The 25,993-nt window shown below is 72.8% G+C and carries 25 protein-coding genes; 9 read left to right on the top strand and 16 right to left on the bottom strand.

The window, feature by feature from the left end:
* Positions 1–34 precede the first annotated feature (34 nt).
* The 7 genes from metE to J2X49_RS09805 form a co-directional block, all read right to left on the bottom strand.
* Entirely contained in the window at positions 35–2,296 is a 2,262-nt protein-coding gene (gene metE, locus J2X49_RS09835; RefSeq protein WP_310125507.1) for a 5-methyltetrahydropteroyltriglutamate--homocysteine S-methyltransferase, read from the bottom strand.
* Positions 2,293–3,225, bottom strand: coding sequence for a methylenetetrahydrofolate reductase (locus J2X49_RS09830; RefSeq protein ID WP_246990903.1), 933 nt, complete (start codon positions 3,223–3,225; stop codon positions 2,293–2,295). Before J2X49_RS09830 ends, metE begins: the two co-directional genes overlap by 4 nt.
* Positions 3,222–4,517, bottom strand: coding sequence for an aminotransferase class I/II-fold pyridoxal phosphate-dependent enzyme (locus J2X49_RS09825; RefSeq protein WP_310125504.1), 1,296 nt, complete (start codon positions 4,515–4,517; stop codon positions 3,222–3,224). The genes J2X49_RS09830 and J2X49_RS09825 overlap by 4 nt, the downstream gene beginning before the upstream one ends.
* Positions 4,514–5,713 carry an aminotransferase class I/II-fold pyridoxal phosphate-dependent enzyme gene (locus J2X49_RS09820; RefSeq protein ID WP_310125502.1) on the bottom strand — a complete coding sequence of 400 codons (1,200 nt, stop codon included), beginning with the start codon at positions 5,711–5,713 and terminating at the stop codon, positions 4,514–4,516. The genes J2X49_RS09825 and J2X49_RS09820 overlap by 4 nt, the downstream gene beginning before the upstream one ends.
* A gap of 104 nt (positions 5,714–5,817) precedes the next feature.
* Positions 5,818–6,300, bottom strand: a complete 483-nt coding sequence (locus tag J2X49_RS09815) for a DUF6328 family protein (protein WP_310125500.1) — start codon at positions 6,298–6,300, stop codon at positions 5,818–5,820.
* 56 nt (positions 6,301–6,356) lie between these two features.
* Positions 6,357–6,614, bottom strand: a complete 258-nt coding sequence (locus tag J2X49_RS09810; RefSeq protein WP_146354189.1) for a Rho termination factor N-terminal domain-containing protein — start codon at positions 6,612–6,614, stop codon at positions 6,357–6,359.
* Positions 6,607–7,584, bottom strand: a complete 978-nt coding sequence (locus J2X49_RS09805; RefSeq protein WP_310125497.1) for an EamA family transporter — start codon at positions 7,582–7,584, stop codon at positions 6,607–6,609. The genes J2X49_RS09810 and J2X49_RS09805 overlap by 8 nt, the downstream gene beginning before the upstream one ends.
* Before the next feature lie 33 nt (positions 7,585–7,617).
* Between J2X49_RS09805 and J2X49_RS09800 the strand changes: the two genes are divergently transcribed.
* Genes J2X49_RS09800 through J2X49_RS09785 form a run of 4 tightly spaced genes read left to right on the top strand, consistent with a single transcriptional unit; the run spans position 7,618 to position 11,650 of the window.
* Positions 7,618–8,394 (top strand): EI24 domain-containing protein, encoded by a 777-nt coding sequence (locus J2X49_RS09800; RefSeq protein ID WP_310125493.1) that lies wholly within the window; start codon positions 7,618–7,620, stop codon positions 8,392–8,394.
* A 31-nt stretch (positions 8,395–8,425) separates the two neighbouring features.
* Complete coding sequence (locus J2X49_RS09795; protein WP_310125491.1) at positions 8,426–9,502, top strand: peptidoglycan bridge formation glycyltransferase FemA/FemB family protein; 1,077 nt, start codon at positions 8,426–8,428, stop codon at positions 9,500–9,502.
* Positions 9,499–10,560, top strand: a complete 1,062-nt coding sequence (locus tag J2X49_RS09790) for a GNAT family N-acetyltransferase (protein ID WP_310125489.1) — start codon at positions 9,499–9,501, stop codon at positions 10,558–10,560. The genes J2X49_RS09795 and J2X49_RS09790 overlap by 4 nt, the downstream gene beginning before the upstream one ends.
* Positions 10,561–10,567: 7 nt before the next feature.
* Entirely contained in the window at positions 10,568–11,650 is a 1,083-nt protein-coding gene (locus J2X49_RS09785; protein ID WP_310125486.1) for a GNAT family N-acetyltransferase, read from the top strand.
* A gap of 7 nt (positions 11,651–11,657) precedes the next feature.
* On the opposite strand, the gene J2X49_RS09780 is transcribed toward J2X49_RS09785, so the two are convergent.
* The gene (locus tag J2X49_RS09780) at positions 11,658–12,122 is read right to left on the bottom strand and encodes a hypothetical protein (RefSeq protein ID WP_310125483.1); all 465 of its coding nucleotides are present in this window, start codon (positions 12,120–12,122) and stop codon (positions 11,658–11,660) included.
* A gap of 34 nt (positions 12,123–12,156) precedes the next feature.
* Here J2X49_RS09780 and J2X49_RS09775 point away from each other — a divergent pair, with 34 nt between their 5' ends.
* On the top strand, positions 12,157–12,672 hold the full coding sequence (locus J2X49_RS09775; RefSeq protein WP_128189946.1) for a hypothetical protein: 516 nt from the start codon (positions 12,157–12,159) through the stop codon (positions 12,670–12,672).
* Here the strand turns inward: J2X49_RS09775 and J2X49_RS09770 are convergent.
* Positions 12,630–13,694 (bottom strand): FUSC family protein, encoded by a 1,065-nt coding sequence (locus J2X49_RS09770; RefSeq protein WP_310125479.1) that lies wholly within the window; start codon positions 13,692–13,694, stop codon positions 12,630–12,632. The two genes, J2X49_RS09775 and J2X49_RS09770, sit on opposite strands and share 43 nt — an antisense overlap.
* Before the next feature lie 58 nt (positions 13,695–13,752).
* Here J2X49_RS09770 and J2X49_RS09765 point away from each other — a divergent pair, with 58 nt between their 5' ends.
* Positions 13,753–14,916: a phosphotransferase family protein gene (locus J2X49_RS09765; RefSeq protein ID WP_192575782.1), complete on the top strand. Its 1,164-nt coding sequence runs from the start codon at positions 13,753–13,755 to the stop codon at positions 14,914–14,916.
* Positions 14,917–14,926: 10 nt separating this feature from the next.
* Here the strand turns inward: J2X49_RS09765 and J2X49_RS09760 are convergent, their stop codons facing one another.
* The 5 genes from J2X49_RS09760 to J2X49_RS09740 form a co-directional block, all read right to left on the bottom strand.
* Complete coding sequence (locus J2X49_RS09760; RefSeq protein WP_310125474.1) at positions 14,927–15,967, bottom strand: LLM class flavin-dependent oxidoreductase; 1,041 nt, start codon at positions 15,965–15,967, stop codon at positions 14,927–14,929.
* Positions 15,968–16,070: 103 nt separating this feature from the next.
* A complete protein-coding gene (locus J2X49_RS09755; protein WP_310125471.1) occupies positions 16,071–17,660 on the bottom strand; it encodes a ubiquinol-cytochrome c reductase cytochrome b subunit in 1,590 nt (529 codons plus the stop codon).
* The gene (locus tag J2X49_RS09750; RefSeq protein ID WP_310125470.1) at positions 17,657–18,769 is read right to left on the bottom strand and encodes a Rieske 2Fe-2S domain-containing protein; all 1,113 of its coding nucleotides are present in this window, start codon (positions 18,767–18,769) and stop codon (positions 17,657–17,659) included. The genes J2X49_RS09755 and J2X49_RS09750 overlap by 4 nt, the downstream gene beginning before the upstream one ends.
* A 29-nt stretch (positions 18,770–18,798) precedes the next feature.
* Positions 18,799–19,557: a c-type cytochrome gene (locus J2X49_RS09745; protein WP_310125468.1), complete on the bottom strand. Its 759-nt coding sequence runs from the start codon at positions 19,555–19,557 to the stop codon at positions 18,799–18,801.
* A 67-nt stretch (positions 19,558–19,624) separates the two neighbouring features.
* Positions 19,625–20,269 carry a heme-copper oxidase subunit III gene (locus tag J2X49_RS09740; protein ID WP_310125466.1) on the bottom strand — a complete coding sequence of 215 codons (645 nt, stop codon included), beginning with the start codon at positions 20,267–20,269 and terminating at the stop codon, positions 19,625–19,627.
* Between the two features lie 69 nt (positions 20,270–20,338).
* On the opposite strand from J2X49_RS09740, the gene trpD reads away from it, so the two are divergent.
* Positions 20,339–21,394 carry an anthranilate phosphoribosyltransferase gene (gene trpD, locus J2X49_RS09735; RefSeq protein WP_310125462.1) on the top strand — a complete coding sequence of 352 codons (1,056 nt, stop codon included), beginning with the start codon at positions 20,339–20,341 and terminating at the stop codon, positions 21,392–21,394.
* 4 nt (positions 21,395–21,398) lie between these two features.
* The gene (locus J2X49_RS09730; protein WP_128189955.1) at positions 21,399–22,349 is read left to right on the top strand and encodes a hypothetical protein; all 951 of its coding nucleotides are present in this window, start codon (positions 21,399–21,401) and stop codon (positions 22,347–22,349) included.
* An 85-nt stretch (positions 22,350–22,434) separates the two neighbouring features.
* Here J2X49_RS09730 and glpK read toward each other — a convergent pair whose 3' ends face one another.
* Positions 22,435–23,946 carry a glycerol kinase GlpK gene (gene glpK, locus J2X49_RS09725; RefSeq protein WP_310125457.1) on the bottom strand — a complete coding sequence of 504 codons (1,512 nt, stop codon included), beginning with the start codon at positions 23,944–23,946 and terminating at the stop codon, positions 22,435–22,437.
* A gap of 77 nt (positions 23,947–24,023) precedes the next feature.
* Positions 24,024–24,800: an MIP/aquaporin family protein gene (locus J2X49_RS09720; RefSeq protein ID WP_128189957.1), complete on the bottom strand. Its 777-nt coding sequence runs from the start codon at positions 24,798–24,800 to the stop codon at positions 24,024–24,026.
* Between the two features lie 187 nt (positions 24,801–24,987).
* Here J2X49_RS09720 and dhaK point away from each other — a divergent pair, with 187 nt between their 5' ends.
* On the top strand, positions 24,988–25,992 hold the full coding sequence (gene dhaK, locus J2X49_RS09715; RefSeq protein ID WP_128189958.1) for a dihydroxyacetone kinase subunit DhaK: 1,005 nt from the start codon (positions 24,988–24,990) through the stop codon (positions 25,990–25,992).
* Position 25,993 lies beyond the last annotated feature (1 nt).

Here is a 25,993-nt window from a genome sequence, read left to right as displayed (position 1 = left end):
CTCGCGCGGACGGCCCCGTCGGCCGGAGAGCGGCTCAGCGCACCGCGACCGCCGCGCGGGCGCGCGCCGCGGCCTCGACGAGCCCCCGTAGGCTCGCCACGGTCTCCTCGTAGCCGCGGGTCTTCAGCCCGCAGTCGGGGTTGACCCACAGCAGCCCCGCGGGGATGCCGTCGGTCGCGGTCGCGAGCAGGGCGTCGAGCTCGTCGGCGCCCGGCACGCGAGGGGAGTGGATGTCGTAGACGCCCGGTCCGATGCCGCGGCCGAACCCGTGCTCGGTCAGCGCGCCGACCACCTCCATGCGGGAGCGGGCCGCCTCGATGCTCGTGACGTCCGCGTCGAGGCCGTCGATCGCATCCACCACCGCGTTGAACTCCGAGTAGCACAGGTGCGTGTGGATCTGCGTCGCCGGCGCGGCGCCCGCGGTCGCGAGCCGGAACGCGTCCACCGACCACGCGAGGTAGTCGGGGCGCGCCTCGCGGCGCAGCGGCAGCAGCTCGCGCAGCGCCGGCTCGTCGACCTGCACGATGGAGACGCCTGCCGCCTCGAGGTCGGCGATCTCGTCGGCGAGCGCGAGCGCCACCTGATCGGCGGTCTCGCTCAGCGGCTGGTCGTCGCGCACGAACGACCACGCGAGGATCGTGACGGGGCCCGTGAGCATGCCCTTGACGGGCCGGTCGGTGAGCGACTGCGCGTAGGCGATCCACTCGACCGTGAACGGCGCGGGCCGCGACACGTCGCCCCACAGGATCGAGGGCCGGGTCGCGCGCGAGCCGTACGACTGCACCCAGCCGTGCTCGGTCGCCGCGAAGCCGTCGAAGTGCTCGGCGAAGTACTGCACCATGTCGTTGCGCTCGGGCTCGCCGTGCACGAGCACGTCGAGGCCGAGCTCCTCCTGCAGCTCGACCACGCGGCGCACCTCGGCGCGCAGGACCTCGGCATAGGCGGCGTCGTCGAGCTCGCCCCGCGCGTGGCGCGCCCGGGCGGCGCGGATCTCGCCCGTCTGCGGGAACGACCCGATCGTGGTCGTCGGCAGCGGCGGCAGGTCGAGCCGCTTGCGCTGCAGCGTGTCGCGCTCGGCATAGGGCGCGCGCTCGCGCGCCTCGGCGGGCAGCGCCGCGAGGCGCTCGCGCACCGCGCCGTCGCGCACGCCGGGCGCGGCCGCGCGGTCGGCGACGGCAGTGCGCGCGGCGGCGAAGCGCGCCTCGTCGGGAGCGCCCTCGAGCGCCGCGGCGAGGGCCGCGACCTCCTCGACCTTCTGGTCGGCGAAGGCGAGCCAGGAGCGCAGCCGCTCGTCGAGGCCGCCCTCGGCGTCGAGGTCGTGCGGCACGTGCAGCAGCGAGGTCGACGTGCCGACCGAGACGGGGCCGCGCTCGGCGAGGGAGCGCAGCGCCTCGAGCGCCGCGTCGAGGTCGGTGCGCCACACGTTCCGGCCGTGCACGACGCCCGCGACGAGCGGCAGCGCCCCGGTCGCGGGCGCGGTGCCGCGCACGAGGTCGATGGCGAGCGCGTCGACGTCGGCAGCGAGGGGCTCGACCCGGCCGGCCGCGTCGCCGTGGCCGGTGTGCAGCAGCACGCGCAGCCCCGCGCTCCGCACCGCCGCCGCGCCGGAGCGCGCGACGGCCTGCAGCTCTGCCGTCGCCACGTGGTCGAGGTCGGCGACGAGCGCCGGCTCGTCGAGCTGCACCCACGTCGCGCCGGCGGCGGCGAGCGCGCGCGCGAGCTCGGCGTAGGCGGGCACGAGCCGCCCGGCGAGGTCGATCGGGCGCACCCCGTCGGCCTTCGCGAGCGCCAGGTAGGTCGCGGGGCCGACGACCACGGGGCGCGCGTGGACGCCGAGGTCGGCCGCCTCGAGGAAGCGGTCGACGATGCGGCGGTCGGCGAGCGAGAAGGTCGAGTCGGCGTCGAGCTCGGGCACGAGGTAGTGGTAGTTCGAGTCGAGCCACTTCGTCATCTCGAGCGGCGCGTCCTCGGCGTCGCCGCGGGCGAGCAGCCACTCGCCGGCGAGCCCGCCCGGGAGCCGGCCGCGCAGCCGCGGCGGGACCGCGCCGAAGGTGAGCGTGGCGTCGAGGACGTGGTCGTAGTGCGCGGCCTCGACCGGGATCGACGCGTCGTCGGCCCGCAGGCCGAGCGTGACGAGCCTCGCGAGGTCGGCGCGGCGGTTGGCGGCCGCCGCGGCGTGGAAGCCGTCGTCGTCGAGGGCGCCGCGCCAGTGAGCCTCGAGCGCGCGCTTCAGCTCGCGCCGGCGGCCGATGCGGGGGTAGCCGAGGATCGTGCCCCCGGGGAAGGTGCTGGTCATGGTGCTCCTGTCGTGGTGGTGCGGATGGGGGCGAGCGCGCCGATGCCGTGCAGCACGTCGATCGCCGGCCGGTGGTCGTTGAAGGTGTAGAGGTGCACGCCCGGCGGGTCGTGCTCGGCGAGCGAGTCGATGAGCGCGACGGCCGCGTCGACGCCGATCGCGACCGCCTCCTCGGGCGTCGCCCGCTCGAGCCGCTCGGCGAGCACGCGCGGCAGCCCCTCGCCGGCGAGCTGCGCCGAGCGCACGAGCCGGCGGTGCGAGGTGGGGATGACGACGCCGGGGACGATCGGGATCGTGACGCCGCGCGCGCGTGCGAGCTCGACGTAGCGCGCGTAGTCGTAGGGGTCGTGGAACAGCTGCGTGATGGCGAGCGTCGCGCCCACCTCCTGCTTCGCGAGCAGCGCGTCGACGTCGCCGCGGTGCACCCCCGCGCCGGGGTGGCCGTTCGGGAAGGCGGCGACCGCGATCTCGACGCCGCAGCGGCGCTCGGCGAGCGCTGAGGCGCGCAGGCCGGGCAGCGGCACCTCGGCGTAGGGCACCCGCTCCGAGTCGACGCGGTCGATGAGCTGCACGAGCTCGGCCGCCGACCGCAGCGACGTGGCGGGCTCGGGGACGCCGTCAGCGGGCGGGTCGCCGCGGAGCGCGAGGAACTTCGTGATGCCGGCGTCGAGGAACTGCCGCACGAGCCGGGCCGTGTCGCTCACCCCGAGCCCCGTGCAGGTCAGGTGCGCCATGGGGCTCACCCCCGCATCGAGCAGGCGCTGCAGGACGCCGAGCGAGTGCCGCGAGGTCGTGCCGCCGGCGCCGAACGTGACCGAGACGAACGCCGGCTCCACGGCGGCGAAGGCGTCGACCGCCTCGAGCATGCGCACCGCGGCGGCGTCGTTCCGGGGCGGGAACAGCTCGAACGAGTAGGGGAGCGCGCTCACGGTGCCGGTTCCTCCAGGGCCAGCCCCTCCAGCGCCTGCTCGAGGTCGGCCACGATGTCGTCGGCCCGCTCGAGGCCGACCGAGATCCGCACGAGCCCCGGCGTGATGCCGAGCGCGAGCCGCTCCTCCTCGGCGAGCTTGCCGTGGATGGTGCTGCCGGTGTGGATCGCGAGCGTGCGCACGTCGCCGATGTGGGTCATCTGGCTCACGAGCCGCAGCCGGTCGAGGAAGGCGCGCGCCGCGGCCCTGCCGCCGCGCAGCTCGACCGAGACGACCGATCCCGCGCCGTCGGGCAGCATCCGCCCGACGACCTCCGCCTGGGCGTCGTCGTGGTCGGGGTGGTGCACGCGCGCGACGGCCGGATGCGCCGCGAGGGCGGCGACGACGGCGCGCGCGTTGGCGACGTGCCGCTCCATGCGCAGCGAGAGCGTCTCGATGCCGTGCAGCAGCAGGAAGGCGCTCGTCGGCGGGAAGGTCGGCCCGTGCTCGAGCACGACGACCGAGCGCAGGTAGGCGCCGTAGGCCGCGCTCCCGAAGCGCTCGGCGAACGACGGCGCGCCGTGCGGGCGCGGAGCGTGCAGGTGCGGGAAGCGCTCGGCCGACCAGTCGAAGGCGCCGCTGTCGACGACCGCGCCGCCGATGACCGACCCGTGGCCGCCGAGCCACTTCGAGGTCGAGTGGATGACCACGGCCGCGCCGTGCTCGAAGGGGCGGCACAGGTAGGGGGTCGCGACGGTGTTGTCGACCACGAGCGGCACGCCGGTGCGCGCCGAGACGCGGCCGAGGAGCGCGAGGTCGGCGACCTCGCCGAGCGGGTTCGCGATCGACTCGGCGTAGATGGCGCGGGTCGTCGGCCGCACGGCCGCCACCCAGCGCTCCTCGTCGGCGTCGATCGGCAGCTGCTCGAACTCGAGCCCCTGCCGCGCGAGCGAGCCGCGCACCATCTCGCGCGTGCCCTCGTAGAGGCGGTCGGTCGTGAGGATGTGGTCGCCGGCCTGCGCGAGGGCGTGCAGCGCCGCGGCGATCGCCGCCTGGCCGCTCGCGACGAGCACCGCGTCGGCGCCGCCCTCGAGGTCGGCGATGCGCCGCGCCGCGACGACGTTCGTCGGGTTGTCGTTGCGGGAGTAGGCCCGCTTGGCGCTGCGGCCCGCGAAGCGCTCGACGCCGTCGTCGAAGTCGTCGAGCACGTAGCCGGCGCTCTGGTAGATCGGCGTGATCCGCGCGCCCGCCTCGCCGTCGACGATGGCGCCGGCGTGGATCTGGCGGGTCTCGAAGCCCCAGCCGCCGCTCATCGACCGGCTCCCGCGCCCACCGGCAGCACGGCGTCGGCGATGCGCTCGACGGCCTCCTCGAGCACCGGCGCGGGCGTCGCGAAGACGAGCCGCACGTGGGTCTCGGAGCCGCGGCCGCAGAGCGCCCCGTCGGTGAGCGTGACGCCGGCGCGCTCGCGCAGCAGCGTCGCGGGGCTGCCGGCGGGCAGGCCGAGGCCCGCGAGGTCGAGCCAGGCGAGGTAGGTCGCCTCGGGCGCGCGCCAGCGCACGCCCGGCAGCCGCTCGGCCAGCAGCCCGGCGAGCAGGTCGCGGTTGCGCTGCAGGTAGGCCACCGCCTCCGCGAGCCACGGCCCGCCGTCGCGGTAGGCGGCGGTCGACGCGATCACGCCGAGCGTCGAAGCGCCGTGGGCGACGGCGAACCCGAAGCGGCGGTAGACGGCCTCGTCGGCATCGTTCGCGGTGATGAGCTGCGCGGCCTTCAGCCCCGGGATGTTCCACGCCTTCGAGGCGCTCGTGCCGGTGACCGCGTGGGCCGCGGCGGCGGGGGACACGGATGCGTAGGGCACGTGCGCGCGCCCGTCGAAGCGGATCGGGGCGTGGATCTCGTCTGCGAAGACCCGGCCGCCGTGGCGCTCGACGATCGCCGCGATCGCCTCGAGCTCGGCGCGCGGCAGCACCGTGCCGGTCGGGTTGTGCGGGTTGCACAGCACGAGCGTGCGGGCGCCGGCGGCGAACGCGCGGTCGATGGCCTCGAGGTCGTGGCGCCAGCGGCCGTCCTCCACGACGCCGGGCACCTCGACGACGGGTCGCCCGAGGGTCGCGAGGTAGGTGAGGAAGGGCATGTACGCGGGGGTCGGCACGATGACCGCCGAGCCGGCCGGCGAGTACTCCTCGACGGCGACGCCGAGCGCGGCCATGACGTCGGAGACCGCGTGCACCCGCTCGGGGTCGACGGCCCATCCGTGCTCCCGCGCCTGGAAGGCGGCGGTCGCCTCGGCGAGCTCGGCGGCCGTGGCCGGCGCGAGGTAGCCGAGCACGTCGTCCTGCACGGCGCGGGCGAGCGCCTCGCGCACGGGCGGCGCGGTGCCGAAGTCCATCTCGGCCACCCAAGCGCCGATCGTGCCCGGGTGCAGGCTCCACTTGCGGCTCGACGGGCGCTCGAGGTCGACCCGGCGGATGCCGTCCCAGGCGTGCTCGCCGCGACAGTGCTCGGCCATGCTGCTCCCTCATCTCGTGGACGAGGGCCAGACTCGCAGTGGCTGCGCCGCAGGCGCACCCCGGGCTGTAACACGGCGACATGCGCCGCGCGCGCCCGCGGGCGTCAGTCGTCGCGCTGGGGAGCGTTCCGCCTCGCGGCCCAGGCGAGCGCCCAGAGGGCGACGACGACCGCCGCGCACACCATGGACGCCCACAGCCCGGCACCCGTGGAGACGACGACCTCGAAGATGAAGCTCGTCACGCCGACGAGGAGCACCGACACGACCACGAGCGTCGCGATCAGCAGCACGTTCGCCAGCCGCACGATCTCCGGCTTCATGCGCTTCTGGAAGTGGAGGCGGTGCACGAGCACGGGCGTGAGGCCCAGGAGGGTCGCGAGCGCGGCGAGCCCGACGAGCACGAGGTAGTGCATCACCTCGTCCTGGTCGAGGTCGCGGAAGCCCGACTGGAACGCGACCGCCAGCAGGAAGCCGGAGACCAGCTGCGTGCCGGTGAGCACGACGCGGAGCTCCTGCAGGATGTCGCCGAAGTTGCGGTCGGCGCGCTCCTCAGGGGTCTCGTCGCGCCCGCGGGCGTCGTTCTGCATGTCGGCATCCTGCCACCGACTCGGGCCATCCGTGCGCCGGCCGCGCGGCGCCGGCCTCAGTGGTCGCGGAGGCGCTCGATCAGCTCGGCCTTCTTGAGCCCCGAGGTGCCCTCGATGCCGAGCTCCTTCGCCCGGTCGCGCAGCTCGTCGACGGTGCGATCCTCGTAGCGCTCGGCGTCGCCGCCGCGCTCGCCGACCTCGGAGCGGCCGTCGCGCGCCGCCGCGTTGGCGATGCGGGCCGCCTTCTCCTTCGAGTTCCCCTCGTCGCGGAGCTTCTCGTAGAGCTCCTCGTCCTTGATGTGCGGATCAGGCATCGGATTCCTCTCGCAGCGGGTCGTCCTCGGGCACCGACGCTACTCGTCGACGCCGTCGCGTCAAGGGCCGCGGCACGGCGAGCAGCGCGATGCCGGCGCCCACGACCACGAGGCCCGCCCAGCCGAGCGGCGTCGGCCGCTCGCCGACGACGAGCACCGCGAGCAGCGTCGCGACCGCCGGCTCGGCGAGCGCGAGCGTGGTCGCGCTCGACGACGGCAGCGCCCGCAGCGCGTAGCCGAAGAGCAGGTAGGCGAGGGCCATGGGCACGAGCGCGAGGTACCCGATCGTGAGCGCGCCGCCCGGCGATGCGAGCGGGCCGAGGCCGACCACCGCGAGCCACGCGAGGCACGCGAGCCCGCCGAGCAGGAAGAGCGCGCCCATCGCGCCGGTCGCCGGAGCGCCACGGGCGATGAGGCGCGCCCCCGCGAAGGCGTACAGCGCGTAGCCCAGCCCGGCCGCGAGCGCGAGCGCGACGCCCGCGGGCGCGGCCGAGGCATCCGCCGGTCCGCCACCCGCGGCGGCGCCGTGCCCGCCCACCGCGAGGAGGGCGATGCCCACCACCGCGACGCCCGTGGCGGCCGCCCAGCGCCGGTCGGGGCGCCGGCGGTCGACCGCCCACTCGAGGAGGGCCGCGAAGATCGGGCCCGACCCGAGCGCCACGACGTTGCCGACGGCGACGCCCGCGAGCGTCATCGACGGGTAGTAGGCCGCCGGGTAGAGCACGACGCCCGCGGCGCCGGCGAGCAGCCACCCCAGGTGCGCGCGCTGCCGCAGCACGCCGAGCACGCGCCGGGTGGATGCGGCGGCGAGCAGGAGCCCGCCGACGCCGAACGTCGCGAGCCCGATCGCGAGCGCCGAGGAGCCGGACGGCGCGAAGTGCGCGACGGTGCCGGTGGTGCCCCACAGCACGGCCGCGAGCAGCACCGCGACCGCGTGCGAGGGACGCGCCTCGGCCGCGGGGATCTGCACGCGACGATCCTACGGACGTGCCAGCATGGCCCCATGCGACACCGCGTCTCCGAGCTGCTCGCCGGCGCCCGACTGCTGCTGCGCGGCTTCGGCACCTGGGCCCGCGACCCGGGCCTCATGCTGCTGGGCGCCATCCCGGCGCTCATCGTGGGGCTCGCGATGCTCGCCCTCGTCGTGCTGCTCGCCTTCCAGGTGGGCGGATGGGCCGCGGCGCTCACGCCGTTCGCCGACGCGTGGGACGAGCAGTGGTCGGGCGCGCTGCGGCTCGCCCTCGCCCTCGGCATCATGGTCGGGGCGGTCGTGCTGTGCGTGCTCACCTTCGCCGCCGTCACGCTCGCGGTCGGCGAGCCGTTCTACGAGCGCATCTCCCGCTCGGTCGAGCGGCGGCTCGGCGGCATCCCCGACGAGGTCGAGCTGGGCTTCTGGCCCGGGCTGGGCAAGGGCCTGCGCGACGCGGTCGTGCTCATCGGCATGGCGATCGGCACGGGTGCCGTCGTGTTCCTCGTGGGCCTCGTGCCGCTCGTCGGCACGGTGCTCGGGCTCGTGGCCGGCGCCGTGCTCGGCGGCAGCGCCCTCGTGCGCGAGCTGACCGGCATCGCCGGCGACGCGCGCGGCCTCTCGCTCGCCGAGCGCCGCGCGCTGCTGCGCAGCCGCCGCTGGCGGTCGCTCGGCTTCGGCATGGTCGCCTACCTGCTCCTGCTCGTGCCCGGGCTCGCCGTCGTCGCGACGCCCGTGGCCGTCGTCGGCGCGACCCTGCTGGTGCGCGACCTCCGCGGCGAGCCGACGACGGCCGTCCAGAGCGCGCCGTAGGCTGGTCGGGCCCACCCCACCGAGAGGTTCCATGCCTGCTGCAGCCGCTGTCCGACGCGCCTCCGCCGACGAGATCGCCGATTGGGACGCGCTCATCGAGGCGAACCCCGACGGCGGGCACATGGTGCAGTCGAGGGCGTTCGCCGAGGTGAAGCGCTTCGACGGCCTCGAGCCCGTCTTCCTCGTGATCGACGCGCCCCTTCCGGTCGGCGGCGGCACCGAGCGCATCCACGCCCTCGCCCTCGAGGGCTCGGTGTCGCTCGGCCGCTACTGGTACCTGCCGATGGGGCCGACCGCCACCGACATGGCGGCCGTCGTCGAGGGCCTCCGCGCCTTCGCCCGCACCGAGCAGGGACTGCTGGTGGTCAAGATCGAGCCGCACCTCGAGCGATCGCCCGAGCGCATCAACGAGCTCGTCGCGCTCGGCCTCGAGCAGAGCCGCGACATGCAGGTGATGACGCACACGGTCGTGCTCGACCTGGCCCAGGGCGAGGAGGAGCTCTTCGCGTCGTTCTCGCAGATGATCCGCCGCCAGGTGCGCGGGGCGACGAAGAAGGGCTACCGCGTCGAGCGCCCGGAGCCCACCCGCGAGACCTTCGACCGCATGCACGCGATGATGCTCACGGTGCAGGGCGGCAAGGGCATGGCCGGCATGCGCGAGCGCGCCTACTACGACGAGTTCTGGGGCCGCTTCACCGAGGCCGGCACGGGGCGCTTCTACTTCGGCTACGACGACGACGGGGACGAGCCGCAGGCCGGCATCTTCGTGACGACTGCGGGCCGCACCGCCGTCTACAAGGACGGCGGCTCGCGCCCCGATCGCAAGATCAACGGCGGCTCGGCGCTGCTGCTGTGGACGGCGATGCAGGACTGCATCGCCGAGGGCAAGCTCGCCTTCGACCTCGCCGGCACGCCGCCGGCCGACCGCGCCGACGACCCGACGCATCCGTTCCACGGCCTCGCGCAGTTCAAGCTGCGCTTCGGGTCGATCACGAGCTTCCTGCCGTCGTTCGACCTCGTGCTGCACCCGGTGCGGCACCGCCTGTGGGAGTCGGTCGTGCGCCGCGTCGAGTGGCGCCTGAAGCCCGGCCCGGACACGCTGCGATGAGCGCCCCCACCACGGTCCGCTTCGCGACCGACGACGAGATCGCGCGCTGGGACGAGCTCATCGAGCAGAACCCCGACGGCGGCATCATGACCGGCGCCCGGGCCATGGGCGAGATCAAGCGCTACGACCGGCTCGAGCCGCGCTTCCTCGTCGTCGAGGGCGCCGAGACCGTCTACGCGCTCGCCCACGAGGGGACCGTCTGGCTGGGCCGCTACTGGTACGTGCCGCTCGGCCCGACGTGCGCCGACCTCGAGGGCATGGTGCGGGCGATGCGGGAGTTCGGCCGCCGGCAGCCCGGCCTCCTCGCCATCAAGGTCGAGCCGCACCTGCTGCGGAGCCCCGAGCTCATCGCGCGGATGGAGGGCGCGGGCGCCGTGCGCAGCCGCGACATGCAGCTGCTCACCCACACGGTCGTGCTCGACCTCACGCGCGGCGACGAGCTCATCATGGACTTCCAGAAGAAGCTCCGCTCGTCGATCCGCGGCGCCGAGAACAAGGGCTACCGCGTCGAGCGCATCGAGGCGCACGACGCGACCGAGCACGACTTCGAGCGCTTCTACGAGCTGCTGAAGACCATCAACGGCGGCGAGGGCGTCGCGGCGATGCGTGAGTACGCCTACTACCGCCTCTTCTGGGGCGAGTTCGCGAAGACGCGCAACGGCCGCTTCTACTTCGGCTACGACGACGACTCCGGTCAGGCGCAGGCCGCGATCTTCGTCACGCTCGCCGGCCGCACCGCCGTCTACAAGGACGGCGGCTCGCGCCCGACGCGGCACATCGCCGGGGGAGCGGCGCTGCTGCTGTGGCGCGCGATGCAGGACGCCGCGGCCGACGGCAAGTCGGCCTTCGACCTGTGCGGCACGCCCCGCCCCGACCAGCTCGACGACGAGACGCACTGGTACCACGGCGTGGGCCAGTTCAAGAAGAAGTTCGGGCCCGTCGTCAGCTACCTGCCGTCGTTCGACATCGTGCTCCGCGGCGTGCGCCACCGGCTCTGGGAGCAGGCGGTGCGCCGCATCGAGTGGCGACTGAAGCCCGGCACCGACGCCCTGCGATAGGAGACCCGTGGCATCCGCATCCGCCCACCGCTGGACGATCCGCCGAGCCCGGCAGGACGAGCTGCTCGACTGGGACGCCCGCGTCGAGGCGAACCCCGACGGCGGCCAGTGGACCCAGGGGCTCGCCTACGCGAAGCTCAAGGCCACCGAGCGCCTGCACCCGGTGTTCCTCGTGCTCGAATCCCAGGGCGCGGGGCCGGTGCACGTGCTCGCCCTCGAGCACCGCAGCCTCGCCGGCCGCTACTGGTACCTGCCGCTCGGCCCCGGTGCCGCCTTCGACGAGCTGCCGGGCATCGCGGATGCGCTGCGCGCGGCCCGCGGGGACGTCGCGAAGGGCGTGTTCGCGGTCAAGGTCGAGCCGTACGAGGTCGACACGCCGGAGCGGCGCGAGGCGCTGCGCGCGGCCGGCTTCCGCGCGGCGAACACGGTGCAGCAGAACATCCACACCGTGCTCGTCGACCTGCGGCCCGACGTCGACGACATCTTCGCCGGCTTCAGCAAGAAGCTGCGCAACCACATCCGCAACGCCATCAAGCACGGGTACCGCGTCGAGAAGGTGCCGCACTCGGAGGCGACGTACGAGCAGATGTACGCGCTCATGCAGACGGTCGCCGGCGGCAAGGGCGTCGACACGATGAAGCCGTACGCGTACTACCGCACGCTCTGGGGCGAGCTGTGCGATCGCGGGCAGGGCCACTTCTGGTTCGGCTACGACGGTGCGCACGACGGCCCGCAGGCGTCGGCGTTCATGATCGGCTTCGGCCGCTACGCGCTGGCGAAGGACGGCGGGAGCGTGCCCGACCGGGCGATCCGCGGCGGCGCGCACCTGCTGCGCTGGACGGCGATGCAGTGGTTCAAGGAGCAGGGCCGCGAGGTCTACGACACGTACGCGACGCCGCCGTCGTGGCGCGCCGACGACGAGACGCACCGGATGCACGGCCCGGGCATCTTCAAGCGCCTCTTCGGCCCGATCGTCGACCACCTGCCGAGCCACGACCTCGTGCTCGACGAGGCGCGCTACCGGCTGTTCCTGCGGCTGCTGCTGCCCGTCGAGCGGCGCGTGCGCCGACGCCCGTGGGGCATCTGGTAGCCGAGGCTCACGCGACCGCGCGGCCGCAGATCTCGTCGAGGCTCGTGCCGAGCAGCTCGGCCGAGCGCCGGTACTGCGCGAGCAGCCGCTCGCGGGTGGCGGCGTCGGGCATCGCGTCGAGCCGCCATTGCAGCGCGTTGTCGCGGAGGTCGGCGATCTTGACCGCCACCGCGAGCTCGCTCCGCCGCACGCGCTCGAGGAACCCCTCGAGCGGCTCGTCGTCGCGCGCGGTCATCGCCTCGACCGCCTCGACGATGCGCTGCGGGAAGTGCTCGGCGAGCAGCTCGTGCAGCGAGATCGAGCCCCACTCGAGCACGTCGTGCAGGATCGCCACCGAGCGCGCGTCGTCGCCCTCGACGTCGAGCATGACCCGGATGGCGTGGGCCACGTAGGGCTCGCCCTGCCGGTCGGTGCGGCCCTGGTAGGCGCGCGTGGCCACGAGGATCGCGTGCTGCAGGTCGCCGGTCGCCATGACGCGAGCGTAGCCCCGCGGCTATCCTGAACGCATGTCACGCGTCGCCGATCCCGCCGAGCTCGCCCGCCTCCTGCGGGGGACCTGGGCGATCCGCGCGACGACGTTCCCGTACTGGACGCACGCGGAGCGCAAGAACCCGCGGGTGAGCTTCGAGCTCGTGCGCAACTCGCCGCTGCAGCTGCGCGAGGTCTACGAGTACCACCGGCCCGACAAGGGCGACCGCGAGGTGATCGCCGAGGCGACGTGGGCGGGCCGGCACTTCTCGTGGCGGATGCTCGGGCGCTCCCGGCTGCTGTCGAGCGCCTACGTCGTCTCCGACACGCCCGCGACGCCCGACATCGTCGCCATCCACTTCGGCCGCTCGACGGTGCTCGGCCAGAGCGCGGTGTCGATCCTCGCCCGCCCGCACCTCGACCCCGACGAGGTGCGGCGGGCCGTGTCGATCGACACGCACTCGTTCGAGCTGTCGGCCGAGGAGTTCTGGCGCCTGCAGTGGCTCGTGCCCTACACGCCGTCGGCGCCGGCCTCGAGCGACTCGCGCGCCTGACGCACGTCCTCCAGCAGGGCGCCGATGAGCACCCAGTGGGTCGGATGCGGCGCGGGCACCTCGATCGGCGTCGTGAGCGCCGGCCCCTCGAGCGCCGGCATCGACATGGTGCGCCCGTCGTCGAGCGCCTGCTGGTCGACGAGCGCGCGCACCTCGTGCGCGATCCGGCGCACCTCGACGGCGATGCGCTGCACCGTGGCGTCGGCGACGAGCGACGGCTCGAAGCGGTCGGCGATCGAGCGCGACATGCCGATGACGCGGTTCGTCAGCACCGTGAGGCTCAGCAGCAGCCGCTCGTCGCGCTCGATGCGCTCCCGCAGCGCGCGGGTGCGGGGGTTCAGCCGCGTGGAGTCCTCGAGCGCGTCCATGGCGGCCCGCGTGGCCTGCGCGCGCCCGCGCAGCGCCCGCGCGTCCTCGAGCAGCCGCGCTCCCTCGACCCGGTCCGAGGTGAGCGCGCTCGCGACGCGGTCGTAGGCGTCGGCGATGTCGTGCGCGAGCTCGCGCATGGCCCGCTCCGCAGGCTCGTGGTGCACCGGCGGCACGACGGCCAGGTTGATGAGCAGCGCGACGACGGCACCGATGAGCGTCTCGACGACGCGCTCGAACCCGAACAGGGGCCCCGTGCCGGCGCCGAGCGCGAGCAGGATCATGGCGCTGATCGGCAGCTGGTTCGCCGCCATCGGCGCGAGCCGCAGCAGCCGCGCGAGCACGACCGCGACCATCGTCACCGCGAGCACCATGAGCGGCCCGGGCGGCAGCAGCAGGTGCGCGACCCAGGCCAGCACGACGCCGCCGAGCACCCCGCCCGAGCGCTCGACGCCCTTGCCGATCGACTGGTTGACGCTCGGCGCCACCACGAGCAGGGCGGCGATGGCCGCGAAGATCGGCAGCTCGACGCCCAGCAGCAGGCGGCTGGCGAACCACGAGAGCGCGATCGCGACCACGGTCTTCAGCACCTGCAGCCATGAGGCCTGCTCGACGCTCAGCAGGCGCCCGAACCACCGACGCCCGATCCGCTGCACGGCTCCACGATACGCGCGGCGTGCGCCGTTCCCAGCGGGGGCGGTGTTGGATGGGGCCATGCTCGACAACGCCGCCGCCGTGCTCATGCGGCTCGTCGCGGAGAGCGGGCGAGAGCTCGTCGACTTCGCGCAGAAGGATGTGGAGCCGGTCAACGACGGCTTCATCATCGGCTACTCCTGCGGAGTGCGCACGCCCGACGACACGATCGAGCGCGTCACCATCTACGTGAACACGTCGCCGGGAGCCCCGGTCGACGAGCACACCGTCGAGCTCGTCGACGCCTCGGGCCGTCGCCTGACCGCGTGGGCGTACCCGCAGGACCCTGCGCTGCCGTCGCTCCCGGCCGTCTCCTACCCCGAGGCGGCGGGCGTCGTGCTGGCGAAGTTCGGCATCGCCGCCGAGGGCGCGAAGCTGCGCATGGAGGCCTACCGGCCCGGCAAGCGCGCGGTGCTGCGCGTCGACACCGCCGACGAGCGCTGGTTCGCGAAGGTCGTGCACCCGTCGCTCGCCTCGACCATCCACGACCTGCACGAGCGCTTCCGCGCCGCCGGCGTGCCCGTGCCGCGCACGCTCGGCTTCTCGGACGCCGGCCTCGTGCTGCTCGGCGAGCTGCCGGGCGTGCCGGCCATCGAGGTCTTCGAGCGCATCGACCGCGTCCGCTTCGCCCGGGGGCTCGACGAGCTCACGCAGCACATCGCCACAGTGCCCGCGGCGATCGGCGCGCGCGAGTCGCTCGCGCGCCGCGTCGACTGGTACGCCGAGCGCATGGAGGAGACGGCGCCGGTCTTCGCGCGGCAGACCGCGAGGCTCGCGCGCATCGTGCACGAGCGCTACGCGGCGACGCCCGTGCCGCGCCCGGTGACGATCCACGGCGACCTGCACCTCGGCCAGATCTTCGTGGCCGAGGACGACCCCTCGCGCATCACGGGCATCCTCGACATCGACACCGCGGGGCTCGGCGACCCGGCCGACGACCGCGGCGCGCTCTTCGGACACGTCGTCGTCAGCGCCGTCGAGCGCACGCCCGGCACGCCCGCCGGGGCGGCGCTCGCCGCGTTCGCCGACGAGCTGCAGGCCGGCTGGCACGGCGACGCGCGCGTCGCGGCGATCGCGGCGACGCACCTGCTCGGGCACGCGCTCGCCAACGCGGGGCGCGGCGACGACCGCGGCAACTCGTCGGCGCAGCAGCTGCTCGAGCGTGCCGAGGCCGTGCTGCGCTAGACGCGAGCGGCTAGGCCTCGCCGAGCAGCGCGCGCACGCGCGGCACCACCTCGGTGCCGAGCAGCTCGATCGAGCGCAGGTTGTCCTCGTGGCTCGTGCCGGAGTCGTACTTGAGGTCGAAGCGCTCGACGCCGAGGGTCTCCTTCGCCCAGACGATCTTCTGCGCGACCGTCTCGGGGCTCCCGGCGAACATCGCGCCGTGCTCGGCCATCGACGCGTCGAACTCGCGCTCGGTGGCGTCGCCCCAGCCGCGCTCCCGGCCGATGCGGTTGCGGTAGACCATCCACTGCGGCATGAGGATGCGCTTGGCCTCCGCGTCCGTCTCGGCCACGAGGCCGGGGGAGTGCATGCCGATGCGGCCGGGCGCGTGCCCGAACTGCTCCATCGCCTTCCGGTAGAGGCCCGCGAAGGGCGCGAACTGCGCGGGGCTGCCGCCGATGATCGCGAGCATCATGTCGAAGCCGTGCCGCGCGGTGCGGATGACCGACTCGGGGGAGCCGCCGACGCCGACCCAGACAGGGATGCGGCCGCCGTGCTCCGCCGCGTGCGAGCGCGGGTAGACGGGCTGCTCGTGCAGCGGCGAGCGCAGCGTGCCCGACCAGGTGACCGGCTCCTCGCGCACGAGCGCGGCGAGCAGCTCGAGCCGCTCCTCGAACAGCGCCTCGTAGTCCTCGAGCCGGTAGCCGAAGAGCGGGAACGACTCCACGAACGAGCCGCGGCCCACGATCATCTCGGCGCGCCCGCTCGAGATGCCATCGAGCGTCGAGAACTGCTCGAACACGCGCACCGGGTCGTTCGACGAGAGCACCGTGACGGCGGTGCCGAGGCGGATGCGCTCAGTCGCCGTCGCGAGCGCGCCCAGCAGGATCTCGGGCGCGCTCGCCGCGAAGTCGTCGCGGTGGTGCTCGCCGACGCCGAAGAACGCCAGGCCCTGCCGATCGGCGGCCACGCCCTCCGCGACGACGTCGCGCAGCACCTGCGCGTGGCTGAGCGGAGCGCCGTCGACGACGGGCACTGCGGCGAACGTGTGGACACCGAACTCGATGGGCATGGGGATCCTCTCCGCTCAGGCCAACCGGGGGAGCGCGCGGGGCATTCCGCGCACGAGGAAGGGCCCGGGAGCGATCCCGGGCCCTTCCTCGTCGTGCGTCAGATCAGTGACCGTCGTGCTTCGCGGCCTCGAGCTCGCCGCGCGTGACGGGGCTGATGCGGTCCTCGAAGAACCAGCGGGTCATCGCCGCGCGCAGGTGCGTGCCCGGCGTGATGCGGCCCTTCGCGTTCGGGCGCACCATGACCGGCTCGTACGTGTCGAACGACTTGAGCCTCCACGACTCGTACTCGTCGAGCGGCTCGTGCACCTCGACGTACTCGCCGCCGGGGAGCCGCAGGATGCGGCCCGACTCGTAGCCGTGCAGCAGGATCTCGCGGTCCTTCTTCTGCAGGCCGATCGCGATGCGCTTCGTCAGGAAGTACGCGATCACCGGCCCGAGGATGAGCGTCGCCTGCAGCCACCAGGTGACCTGGAAGACGTTGAGGCGGAAGTGCGTCGCGATGAGGTCGGACGACGCCGCGGCCCACAGCACCGCGTAGAACACGATGCCCGCGGAGCCGATGGCCGTGCGCGTCGGGTTGTTGCGCGGGCGCTCGGCGATGTGGTGCTCGCGCTTGTCGCCCGTGATCCACTGCTCGATGAAGGGGTAGAACATGACCAGCACGATGAAGATGCCGAGCACCGCCATCGGGATGAGGATGTTCCACGAGAGCGTCATGCCCCACAGCTCGGTCTCGAGCCCCGGCGCCAGGCGCAGGGCGCCGTCGGCGAAGCCGATGTACCAGTCGGGCTGCGTGCCGGCGGAGACCGGCGACGGGTCGTAGGGGCCGTAGTTCCAGATCGGGTTGATCGTGAACGTGGAGGCGATGAGCACCAGCACGCCGAACACGATGAAGAAGAACGATCCGGCCTTCGCGGCGAACAGCGGCATGATGGGCGCGCCGACGACGTTGTCGTTGGTCTTGCCGGGGCCGGCGAACTGCGTGTGCTTGTTGATGACCATGAGCACGAGGTGCACGCCGATCATCGCGATCACGAGCGCCGGCAGCAGCATGATGTGCAGCACGAAGAGCCTCGGCACGATCTCGTGGCCCGGGAACAGGCCGCCGAAGAACAGGTACGAGATCCAGGTGCCGACGATCGGGATGCCCTTGACCATGCCGTTGATGATCGCGAGGCCGTTCCCCGAGAGCAGGTCGTCGGGGAGCGAGTAGCCCGTGAAGCCCTCGGCCATCGCCAGGATGAAGAGCACGAAGCCGATCACCCAGTTGATCTCGCGCGGCTTGCGGAAGGCGCCCGTGAAGAACACGCGGAGCATGTGCAGGCCGATGGCGGCCACGAACAGCAGCGCCGCCCAGTGGTGCACCTGGCGCATGAGCAGGCCGCCGCGGATGTCGAACGAGATGTCGAGCGACGACGCGTACGCGGCCGACATCGCGATGCCCTTGAGCGGCACGTACGAGCCCTCGTAGTGCACCTCGGTCATCGACGGCTCGAAGAAGAACGTCAGGAACGTGCCCGAGAGCAGGATCGCGACGAACGAGTAGAGGATGACCTCGCCGAGCATGAACGACCAGTGGTCGGGGAAGACCTTGCGGCCGAGCGTGGCGACGAGCGTCGACATGCTCGTGCGCTCGTCGAGGTAGTTCGACGCCTTCGAGGTGAAGGTGTCGCGCGTTGCGGTGGAGGTCATGCGCGGTTCTCCGTCTCAGCGGCCGAGAGCGGGAGGTGGCCCTCGTCGATGTGGTGCAGACGCTCGAAGTACGACGGACCGATGGGCTCGGTGAAGTCGCTCTGGGCGATCAGGTAGCCCTCGTCGTCGACCGTGATCGGCAGCTGGGGCAGCGGACGCTTGGCGGGACCGAAGATCACCTTGGCGTGGTCGGTCACGTCGAACGTGGACTGGTGGCAGGGGCACAGCAGGTGGTGCGTCTGCTGCTCGTACAGCGCCACGGGGCAGCCGACGTGCGTGCAGATCTTGGAGTAGGCGACGATGCCGTCGTACGACCAGCCGGCGCGGTCCGGCTGCTCGTTGAGGCGGTCGAGCGGCACGCGCACGAGCAGCACCGAGGCGAGCGCCTTCTGGTCGAGGTAGCCGCCGTCGTGGTCGAGGTCCTTGAGGTCCTCGGGGATCACGTGGAAGGCGGAGCCGACCCTGACGTCGGCGGCGCGGATGGGCGTGCCCGTCGGGTCGAGCGCGAGGCGCGTGCCCTGCCGCCACATGGTGTTCGAGATCGCCTCGACGGCGTCCTGCGCGGGGGCGAGGTCGCGGAAGAGCACGATCGCCGGCAGCGGCACGAGCGCGATGGCGCCGATGAGCGTGTTGCGGATCAGCGAGCGGCGCGTGAAGCCCGACTCCTGGTCGCCGAGCTGGAAGATCTCGACGGCACGGGCGCGGCTCTTCTCGGAGCCGCGCGACGGGTGGCGCTCCTCGACGACCTCGTGCGAGCTCATGAGCTGGCGGGCCCAGTGCATGCCGCCGATGCCGATGCCGAGCAGCGCGAGGGCGATGGCGAGGCCGAGGAAGAGGTTGCTGAGGCGCACGCTCGTCATGTCGCCCTCGACGATCGGCACCGCGATGTACGCGACGATCGCGAGCACGGTGCCGAGCATCGACACCAGGAACCAGCCGACGACCTGGCGCTCGGCGCGACGCTCCTTCTCGGGGTGCAGGTCGGTCTGGCGCGGGCGGTGCGGCGGCAGGCCGGGGTTCTCGAACGCGTCCGACTGCTCGATGGCCGCGCCGCGGTCGTAGACGGCGACCTGCTGCTGCTCGTGCCCGGCGTGGTCCTCAGCCGACATGCTGGTCCTCTCTGTGTCCTGCGTCATGATCAGTTCGGCTTCGAGGTGAGCCAGACCGAGACGGCCACCAGGCCGCCGAGGCCGAAGATCCAGATGAACAGGCCCTCCGACACCGGTCCGAGGCTGCCGAGGTCGAAGCCGCCGACCGACGGGTTCTCGTCGAGGTAGTCCAGGTACGCGAGGATCTCGCGCTTCTGCTCCGGGCTGATGTTGGCGTCGTTGAAGACCGGCATGTTCTGCGGGCCGGTGAGCATCGCCTCGTAGACGTGCGCCGGGTCGATGTCGCGCAGGTGCGGGGCCCACTTGCCCTCGGTCAGCGCGCCGCCGGCGCCGGCGACGTTGTGGCACATGGCGCAGTTGATGCGGAAGAGCTCGGCGCCGCGGGCGACGCCCTCCTCGTCGACCTGCGACACGTCGAGGAGCTCGTCCGAGGGGACCTCGGGCCCCGGCGCGAGCGAGGCGACCCATGCGCCCATCGCGTCGGACTGCTCCTGCGTGAACATGGGGTCGCGCTGCTCGGCCTGCGGGCCGGAGTAGGCCATCGGCATGCGGCCGGTCATGACCTGGAAGTCGACGGATGCGGCGCCCACGCCGATGAGGCTCGTGCCGTTCTCGGTGCCCTCGGCGTTCAGGCCGTGGCACGAGGCGCAGTTGGCGCGGAACAGCTCCTGGCCGTCCTCGACGGTCAGCTGCTGCGCGTGGGGAGCGGTGCCCGCCGGCTCGGCGTTCGCCACGGTGCTCACCGCTGCCGAGGCGCCGCCCGCGGCCACCAGGCCGATGAGGAGCATCGCCGCGCTCGCCAGGGGGTGCCTGCGGCCGGTCTTCTTACGAGTTGCCAATGTGCTCACCAACCGATTACTTGAGCCAGTAGATGACGAGGTACAGGCCGATCCAGACCACGTCGACGAAGTGCCAGTAGTAGGAGATGACGTGCGCGCTCGTCGCCTCCTTGTGCCCGAACCGCTTCACCGCGTACGCGCGGCCGATGACGAACAGGAAGGCGAAGAGCCCGCCCGTCACGTGCAGGCCGTGGAAGCCGGTCGTGATGTAGAACGCCGAGCCGTAGGAGTTCGACGACAGCGTGATGCCGTGGCCGACGAGCACGACGTACTCGAACACCTGCAGGATGACGAAGACCGCGCCCATGGCGTAGGTGAGGTAGAACCACTCGACCATGCCCCACTTGGACAGCTGCAGCGCGCTGCCCGTGCGGAACGCCTGGTGGTGCTCCGCGGCGTTCGCGCCGGCCTGGCAGGTGAAGCTCGACGCCAGCAGGATCGCCGTGTTGATGGTCGCGAAGATCACGTTCAGCTGCTCGGCCTCGGTGGCGAACAGGTCGCCGGACATCGAGCGGAGCGTGAAGTAGATCGCGAACAGGCCGGCGAAGAACATGACCTCGCTGCCGAGCCAGACGATCGTGCCGACCGCAACGGTGTTCGGCCGCCTGATCATCGGCGCCGACGGCGACGTGGAGAGCGCAGTAGTGGACACGACATCCATCCTAGTGACAGATCGGCCCGGGGTCCGGACCCGGACGGCCAGCGTGCCGCGCGAAGATAGGCTGGAGCAATGGATCGTCTCTTGACCTGGCCATGCGTGCTCGAGACGCTGCTGGAGGGCGAGGATCTGGCGATCCGGCAGGCCGAGTGGGCGATGGCCGAGGTCGTCGCCGGACAGGCCTCCGAGGCGCAGACCGCGGGCTTCCTCATCGCGCTGCGCGCCAAGGGCGTCGTGGCCGAGGAGCTCGTCGGCTTCCGCGACGCGATCCTCGAGGCGGCGGTGCCGCTCCCGGGCGAGTCGCGGGTGGTCGACATCGTCGGCACGGGCGGCGACCGGCAGCACACCGTCAACATCTCGACCACGGCGAGCATCGTGGTCGCGGGCGCCGGCGTGCCGGTGCTGAAGCACGGCAACCGCGCGGTCTCGTCGTCCTCCGGCGCATCCGACGTGCTCGACGTGCTCGGCGTCGTGCCCGCGAGCGACGACCCAGCCGAGGTGCGGCGCATCCTCGAGGCCGCCGGCATCTCGTTCGCCTGGGCGATGCGCTTCCACCCCGGCTTCCGCCACGCGGCCCCGGTGCGGGCGCAGCTCGGCGTGCCGACGGTCTTCAACTACCTCGGACCGCTCGTCAACCCGGCGCGCCCGGAGGTCTCGGTCGTGGGGGTCGCCGACAAGCACATCATCGAGCAGTTCGTGGGCGTCTTCGCGACCCGCGGCGCGACGGCGCTCGTCGTCCGCGGCGAGGACGGGCTCGACGAGCTCACGACCACCGGCCACTCCGAGCTGTGGGAGGTCTCGCGCGGCGACGTCGTCGAGCACGACATCGACCCGCGCGAGCTCGGCATCCCGCGCGCGAGCCTCGACGACCTGCGCGGCGGATCGCCCGAGCACAACGCCGAGGTGCTGCGCCGCACCATCGCGGGCGAGCCCGGGCCGGTGCGCGACATCGTGCTGCTGAACGCCGCCGCGGCGCTCGTCGCGTGGCGGCTCGAGGGCGACCCGCGCCAGAAGGACCGCCCGCTCAAGGAGCGCATGGCCGAAGAGCTGGCCACCGCGACGGCGTCGATCGACTCGGGCGCGGCCGCCCGCACGCTCGAGGCGTGGCGCGCCGCAGCCGTGGGCTGAGCGGGTGAGCGGCACCGCGACCGAGCACCACCGGGTGCAGCGGCAGGCATCCTGGTCGGGCGACGAGGTCTGGCACACCTGGCGGCTCGGCTGGGCCGACCGCAGCTCGCGGTCGCTGCTGCTCGCCGCGCTCGCCGTCGGCGGCCTGCTCGCGTGCTACGGGCTCACGCTGCTGCTCCACCGGCCGCCGGCGATCGTGCCCTCGGTCACGCTCCGCGGCATCGGCGTGCTGCTGCTGATGCTCGCCGCGGTCGTCGCCCCGGCCTCGCTCGGCTACCGCATCGGCGCGGTCTTCTGCATCGTGCTGTACGCGATCGCGCAGGTGCCGATCGTGCTCATGCAGTCGACGACGCTGCTCGGCGCCACGACGTACGGGGCGTTCGACGCGATCGACTTCCTGGCCGGCGGCGCGCTCATCGTCGCGTGGATGCTCGTGCGGATGCGCCACCCCTTGACGATCCTCATCGTCGTGCTCGGCTACGCGACCGCCGGCGCCGCCTTCTTCGGGCGGGCGCTGCCGCTGCTGCGCCCGCGCCTCGCCGCCGACCCGTGGGCCGAGCAGGTGTCGATCGCCGACGAGGCGCTCGTGCGCTCGGTGCTGCTCGCGCTGCTGCTGGGCCTCGTGCTGCTCGCCTGGTGGCTCGACGGGTGGATGCGCGCACTGCTGCCGGTCGCGAACGTCGCCGAGCCGCACGGCTCGGGGCGCGCATCGCGCACGGGGGAGCGGCCGCGGCTGCGCTCCGCGCTCATCCTCGCGCTCGCCGGCCTCGACCTGCTGGCCATCGCGGTCGCGATCTCGGCGAAGCAGCCGGTCGCGCGCGGCCGGCTCTCGGAGGACGACGACTGGTGGGCGTCGATCGTGCTCGCCGTCTCCACGGCCAGGGCGGCGATGGTGATCCTCGGCATCGCCGCCGCGATCATCTGGATCACTGACCCGCAGTACCGCGCCCTCTGACGCCGCTCGCTGTGCCACCGCTCGCTCCGACGCGAGGAGGGGGCGGCCGCAGCCGCCCCCTCCGATCACCCTCCAGCTCGAGGGATCACTCGACGTCGTCGTCGACCCAGTCGAGGGTCTTCTGCACGGCCTTCTTCCAGTTGCGATAGGTGCGGTCGCGCGCCTCCTGATCCATCTGCGGCTCCCAACGGCGGTCCTCCTGCCACTGCTGGCGCAGCTCGTCGAGCGAGCCCCAGAAGCCGACCGCGAGGCCGGCCGCGTAGGCGGCGCCGAGCGCGGTCGTCTCGGCGACGACCGGGCGGATGACCGGCACCCGAAGGATGTCGGCCTGGAACTGCATGAGCGTGTCGTTGGCGATCATGCCGCCGTCGACCTTGAGCTCGGTGAGGTCGACGCCCGAGTCGGCGTTCACCGCGTCGACGACCTCCGCCGTCTGGAAGGCGGTCGCCTCGAGGGCCGCCCGCGCGATGTGGCCCTTGTTGACGTACCGGGTGAGGCCCACGAGCGCGCCTCGCGCATCCGGCCGCCAGTAGGGGGCGAACAGGCCCGAGAACGCCGGCACGAAGTACGCCCCGCCGTTGTCGTCGACCGACTTCGCCAGCTGCTCGACCGCCGGGGCGTCGGGGATGAGGCCCAGGTTGTCGCGCAGCCACTGGATGAGCGAGCCGGTCACCGCGATCGAGCCCTCGAGCGCGTAGTGGGTGGGCTCGTCGCCGATCTTGTAGCCGACGGTCGTGAGGAGGCCGTTCTTCGAGTGGACGATCTCCTCGCCGGTGTTGAAGATGAGGAAGTTGCCCGTGCCGTAGGTGTTCTTCGCCTCGCCCTTGTCGAACGCGGCCTGGCCGAAGGTGGCCGCCTGCTGGTCGCCGAGGATGCCCGTGATGGGCGTCTCGCGCAGCAGCGACTCGGAGGCCGCGATGCCGAACTCGCCCGACGACGGCTTGATCTCGGGGAGCATCGAGCGCGGCACGCCGAAGTCGGCGAGGATCGCGTCGTCCCACTCGAGCGACTCGAGGTCCATGAACAGCGTGCGCGACGCGTTCGTGACGTCGGTCGCGTGCACGCCGCCGTTGACGCCGCCGGTGAGGTTCCAGAGCACCCAGCAGTCGGTCGTGCCGAAGAGCAGGTCGCCGGCCTCCGCCGCCTCGCGCGCGCCCTCGACGTTCTCGAGGATCCAGACGATCTTCGTGCCGGAGAAGTAGGTCGCGAGCGGCAGGCCGACCTTCTGCTTGTAGCGGTCGGTGTCGCCGGCCGCGAGGCGGTCGACGATCTTCTGCGTGCGGGTGTCCTGCCAGACGATCGCGTTGTAGACCGGCTCGCCGGTCTGCTTGTTCCAGACCACCGCGGTCTCGCGCTGGTTGGTGATGCCGATCGCTTTGACGTTGTGGCGCGTCACGTTGGCCTTCGACAGCGCCTGGCCGATCACCTCGCGGGTGTTGTTCCAGATCTCCTTGGGGTCGTGCTCGACCCAGCCGGCCTGGGGGAAGATCTGCTCGTGCTCGAGCTGGCCGGTGGAGACGATGCTGCCGGCGTGGTCGAAGAGGATGGCACGGGTGGAGGTCGTGCCCTGGTCGATGGCGATGACGTAGTCGTTCACCGGAACTCCTTCGTTGGGTGGTGGATGCGTGCAGGGAAAGAGGAGGGGAGGGGGCGATCCGCCCCCTCCCCGTCGATTCAGGCCGCCGCGATCGTCGCGATCAGCGCCGGCGCGGCGAGCCCTGCGAGCACGCCGCCGATGATCGGGCCGGCGACCGGGATCCACGAGTAGCCCCAGTCGCTGTCGCCCTTGCCGCGGATGGGCAGCACCGCGTGCGCGATGCGCGGCCCGAGGTCGCGGGCGGGGTTGATGGCGTACCCGGTCGGGCCACCGAGCGAGGCGCCGATGCCGACGACGAGCAGCGCCACAGGGAGTGCGCCGAGCGCGGCGAGGCCGGCGGGCACGCCGTCCTCGGTGCCGTTCTGCGCGCCGAAGCCGATCACGACGAACACCAGCACGAAGGTGCCGATGATCTCGGTGATCAGGTTCCAGCCGGTGTTGCGGATGCCGGGGCCGGTCGAGAAGGTGCCGAGCTTGGCGCCCGGGTCCTCCTCGATGTCGAAGTGCTGCTTGTAGGCGAGCCAGCAGAGCACCGCGCCGAGGAAGGCGCCGAGGAACTGGCCGCCGAGGTAGGCCGGGAGTGCCGCCCAGTTGTACTCCGCGCCCGTCGCGAGGGAGTTCGCGAGCAGGCCGAAGGTCACAGCCGGGTTGATGTGCGCGCCCGAGTAGATGGAGACGGTGACACCGGCGAACACCGCGAGGCCCCAGCCGAAGTTGATCATCAGGAAGCCGCCGCCGAAGCCCTTGTTGCCCTTCAGCACCACGTTGGCGACCACGCCGCAGCCGAGCAGGACGAGCATCGCGGTGCCCACCAGCTCGGACAGGAAAATCAGACCGATGTTCGGATCGTCCACAGGACCCTGCTTTCTCGTCCACGGGCCTCATCGCCCGTACCGCCCGCTCGGGTGGTATCGCCACTGTAACCAGCAATGGGTTGGCTGTGTGGAGTCGATTGGAGGATGTCTCAGATGGTCCGTCGAGTTTCCAGCGGTCGAGGCGTAGCGTGAGCACAGACCCGCTGTCGTCCGAAGGAGAGCCACCGTGAAGAAGCTCATCAACGACCCCGCCAAGACCGTCGACGAGGGCCTCGCAGGCTTCGCCGCGGCCCATGCCGACCTCGTGCGCGTGGTGATCGACCCGCCCTTCGCCGTCGTGCGCGCGGATGCGCCGGTGGCGGGCAAGGTCGGGCTCGTCTCGGGCGGCGGCTCGGGCCACGAGCCCCTGCACGCGGGCTTCGTCGGCTTCGGCATGCTCGACGCCGCCGTGCCGGGCGCCATGTTCACGTCGCCCACGCCCGACCCCATCCTCGAGGCGACGAAGCAGGTCGACGCCGGCGCTGGCGTGCTCCACATCGTCAAGAACTACACCGGCGACGTGCTGAACTTCGAGACCGCCGCCGAGCTCGCGCTCGCCGAGGGCATCGAGGTGCAGTCGGTCGTCGTCGACGACGACGTCGCGGTCAAGGACTCGCTCTACACGGCCGGCCGGCGCGGCGTCGCGGGCACGCTGCTCGTCGAGAAGCTCGCGGGCGCAGCCGCCCAGCGCGGCGACACCCTCGACCAGGTCGCCGAGGTCGCGCGCACCGTCAACAGCCGCGTGCGCTCGATGGGCATGGCGCTCGCGCCGTGCACCGTGCCGCACGCGGGCGAGCCGAGCTTCGACCTCGGCGACGACGAGGTCGAGATCGGCATCGGCATCCACGGGGAGCCCGGCCGCGAGCGCATCGCGCTCGAGCCCGCCGACCGCATCGTCGACCGGCTCATGGAGCCGATCCTCGAGGACCTGCCCTTCTCGAAGGGCGACCGGGTCGTGCTGCTCGTCAACGGCATGGGCGGCACGCCGCTGTCGGAGCTCTACATCGTCTTCCGTCGCGCGGCCGAGATCCTCTCCGAGCGCGGCATCGAGCTCGCCCGCTCGCTCGTCGGCTCCTACGTCACGAGCCTCGAGATGCAGGGCGTGTCGATCACGCTCCTGCAGGTCGACGACGAGCTGCTCGACCTCTACGACGCGCCGGTGCAGACCGCGGCGCTCCGCTGGGGCCGCTGAG

The organism is Agrococcus sp. BE272 (genome assembly GCF_031457935.1).
Classification (GTDB): Bacteria; Actinomycetota; Actinomycetes; order Actinomycetales; family Microbacteriaceae; genus Agrococcus; species Agrococcus sediminis.
The sequence above is the reverse complement of the archived record's forward strand: the minus strand, read 5'-3'. Positions and strand labels throughout refer to the sequence as shown.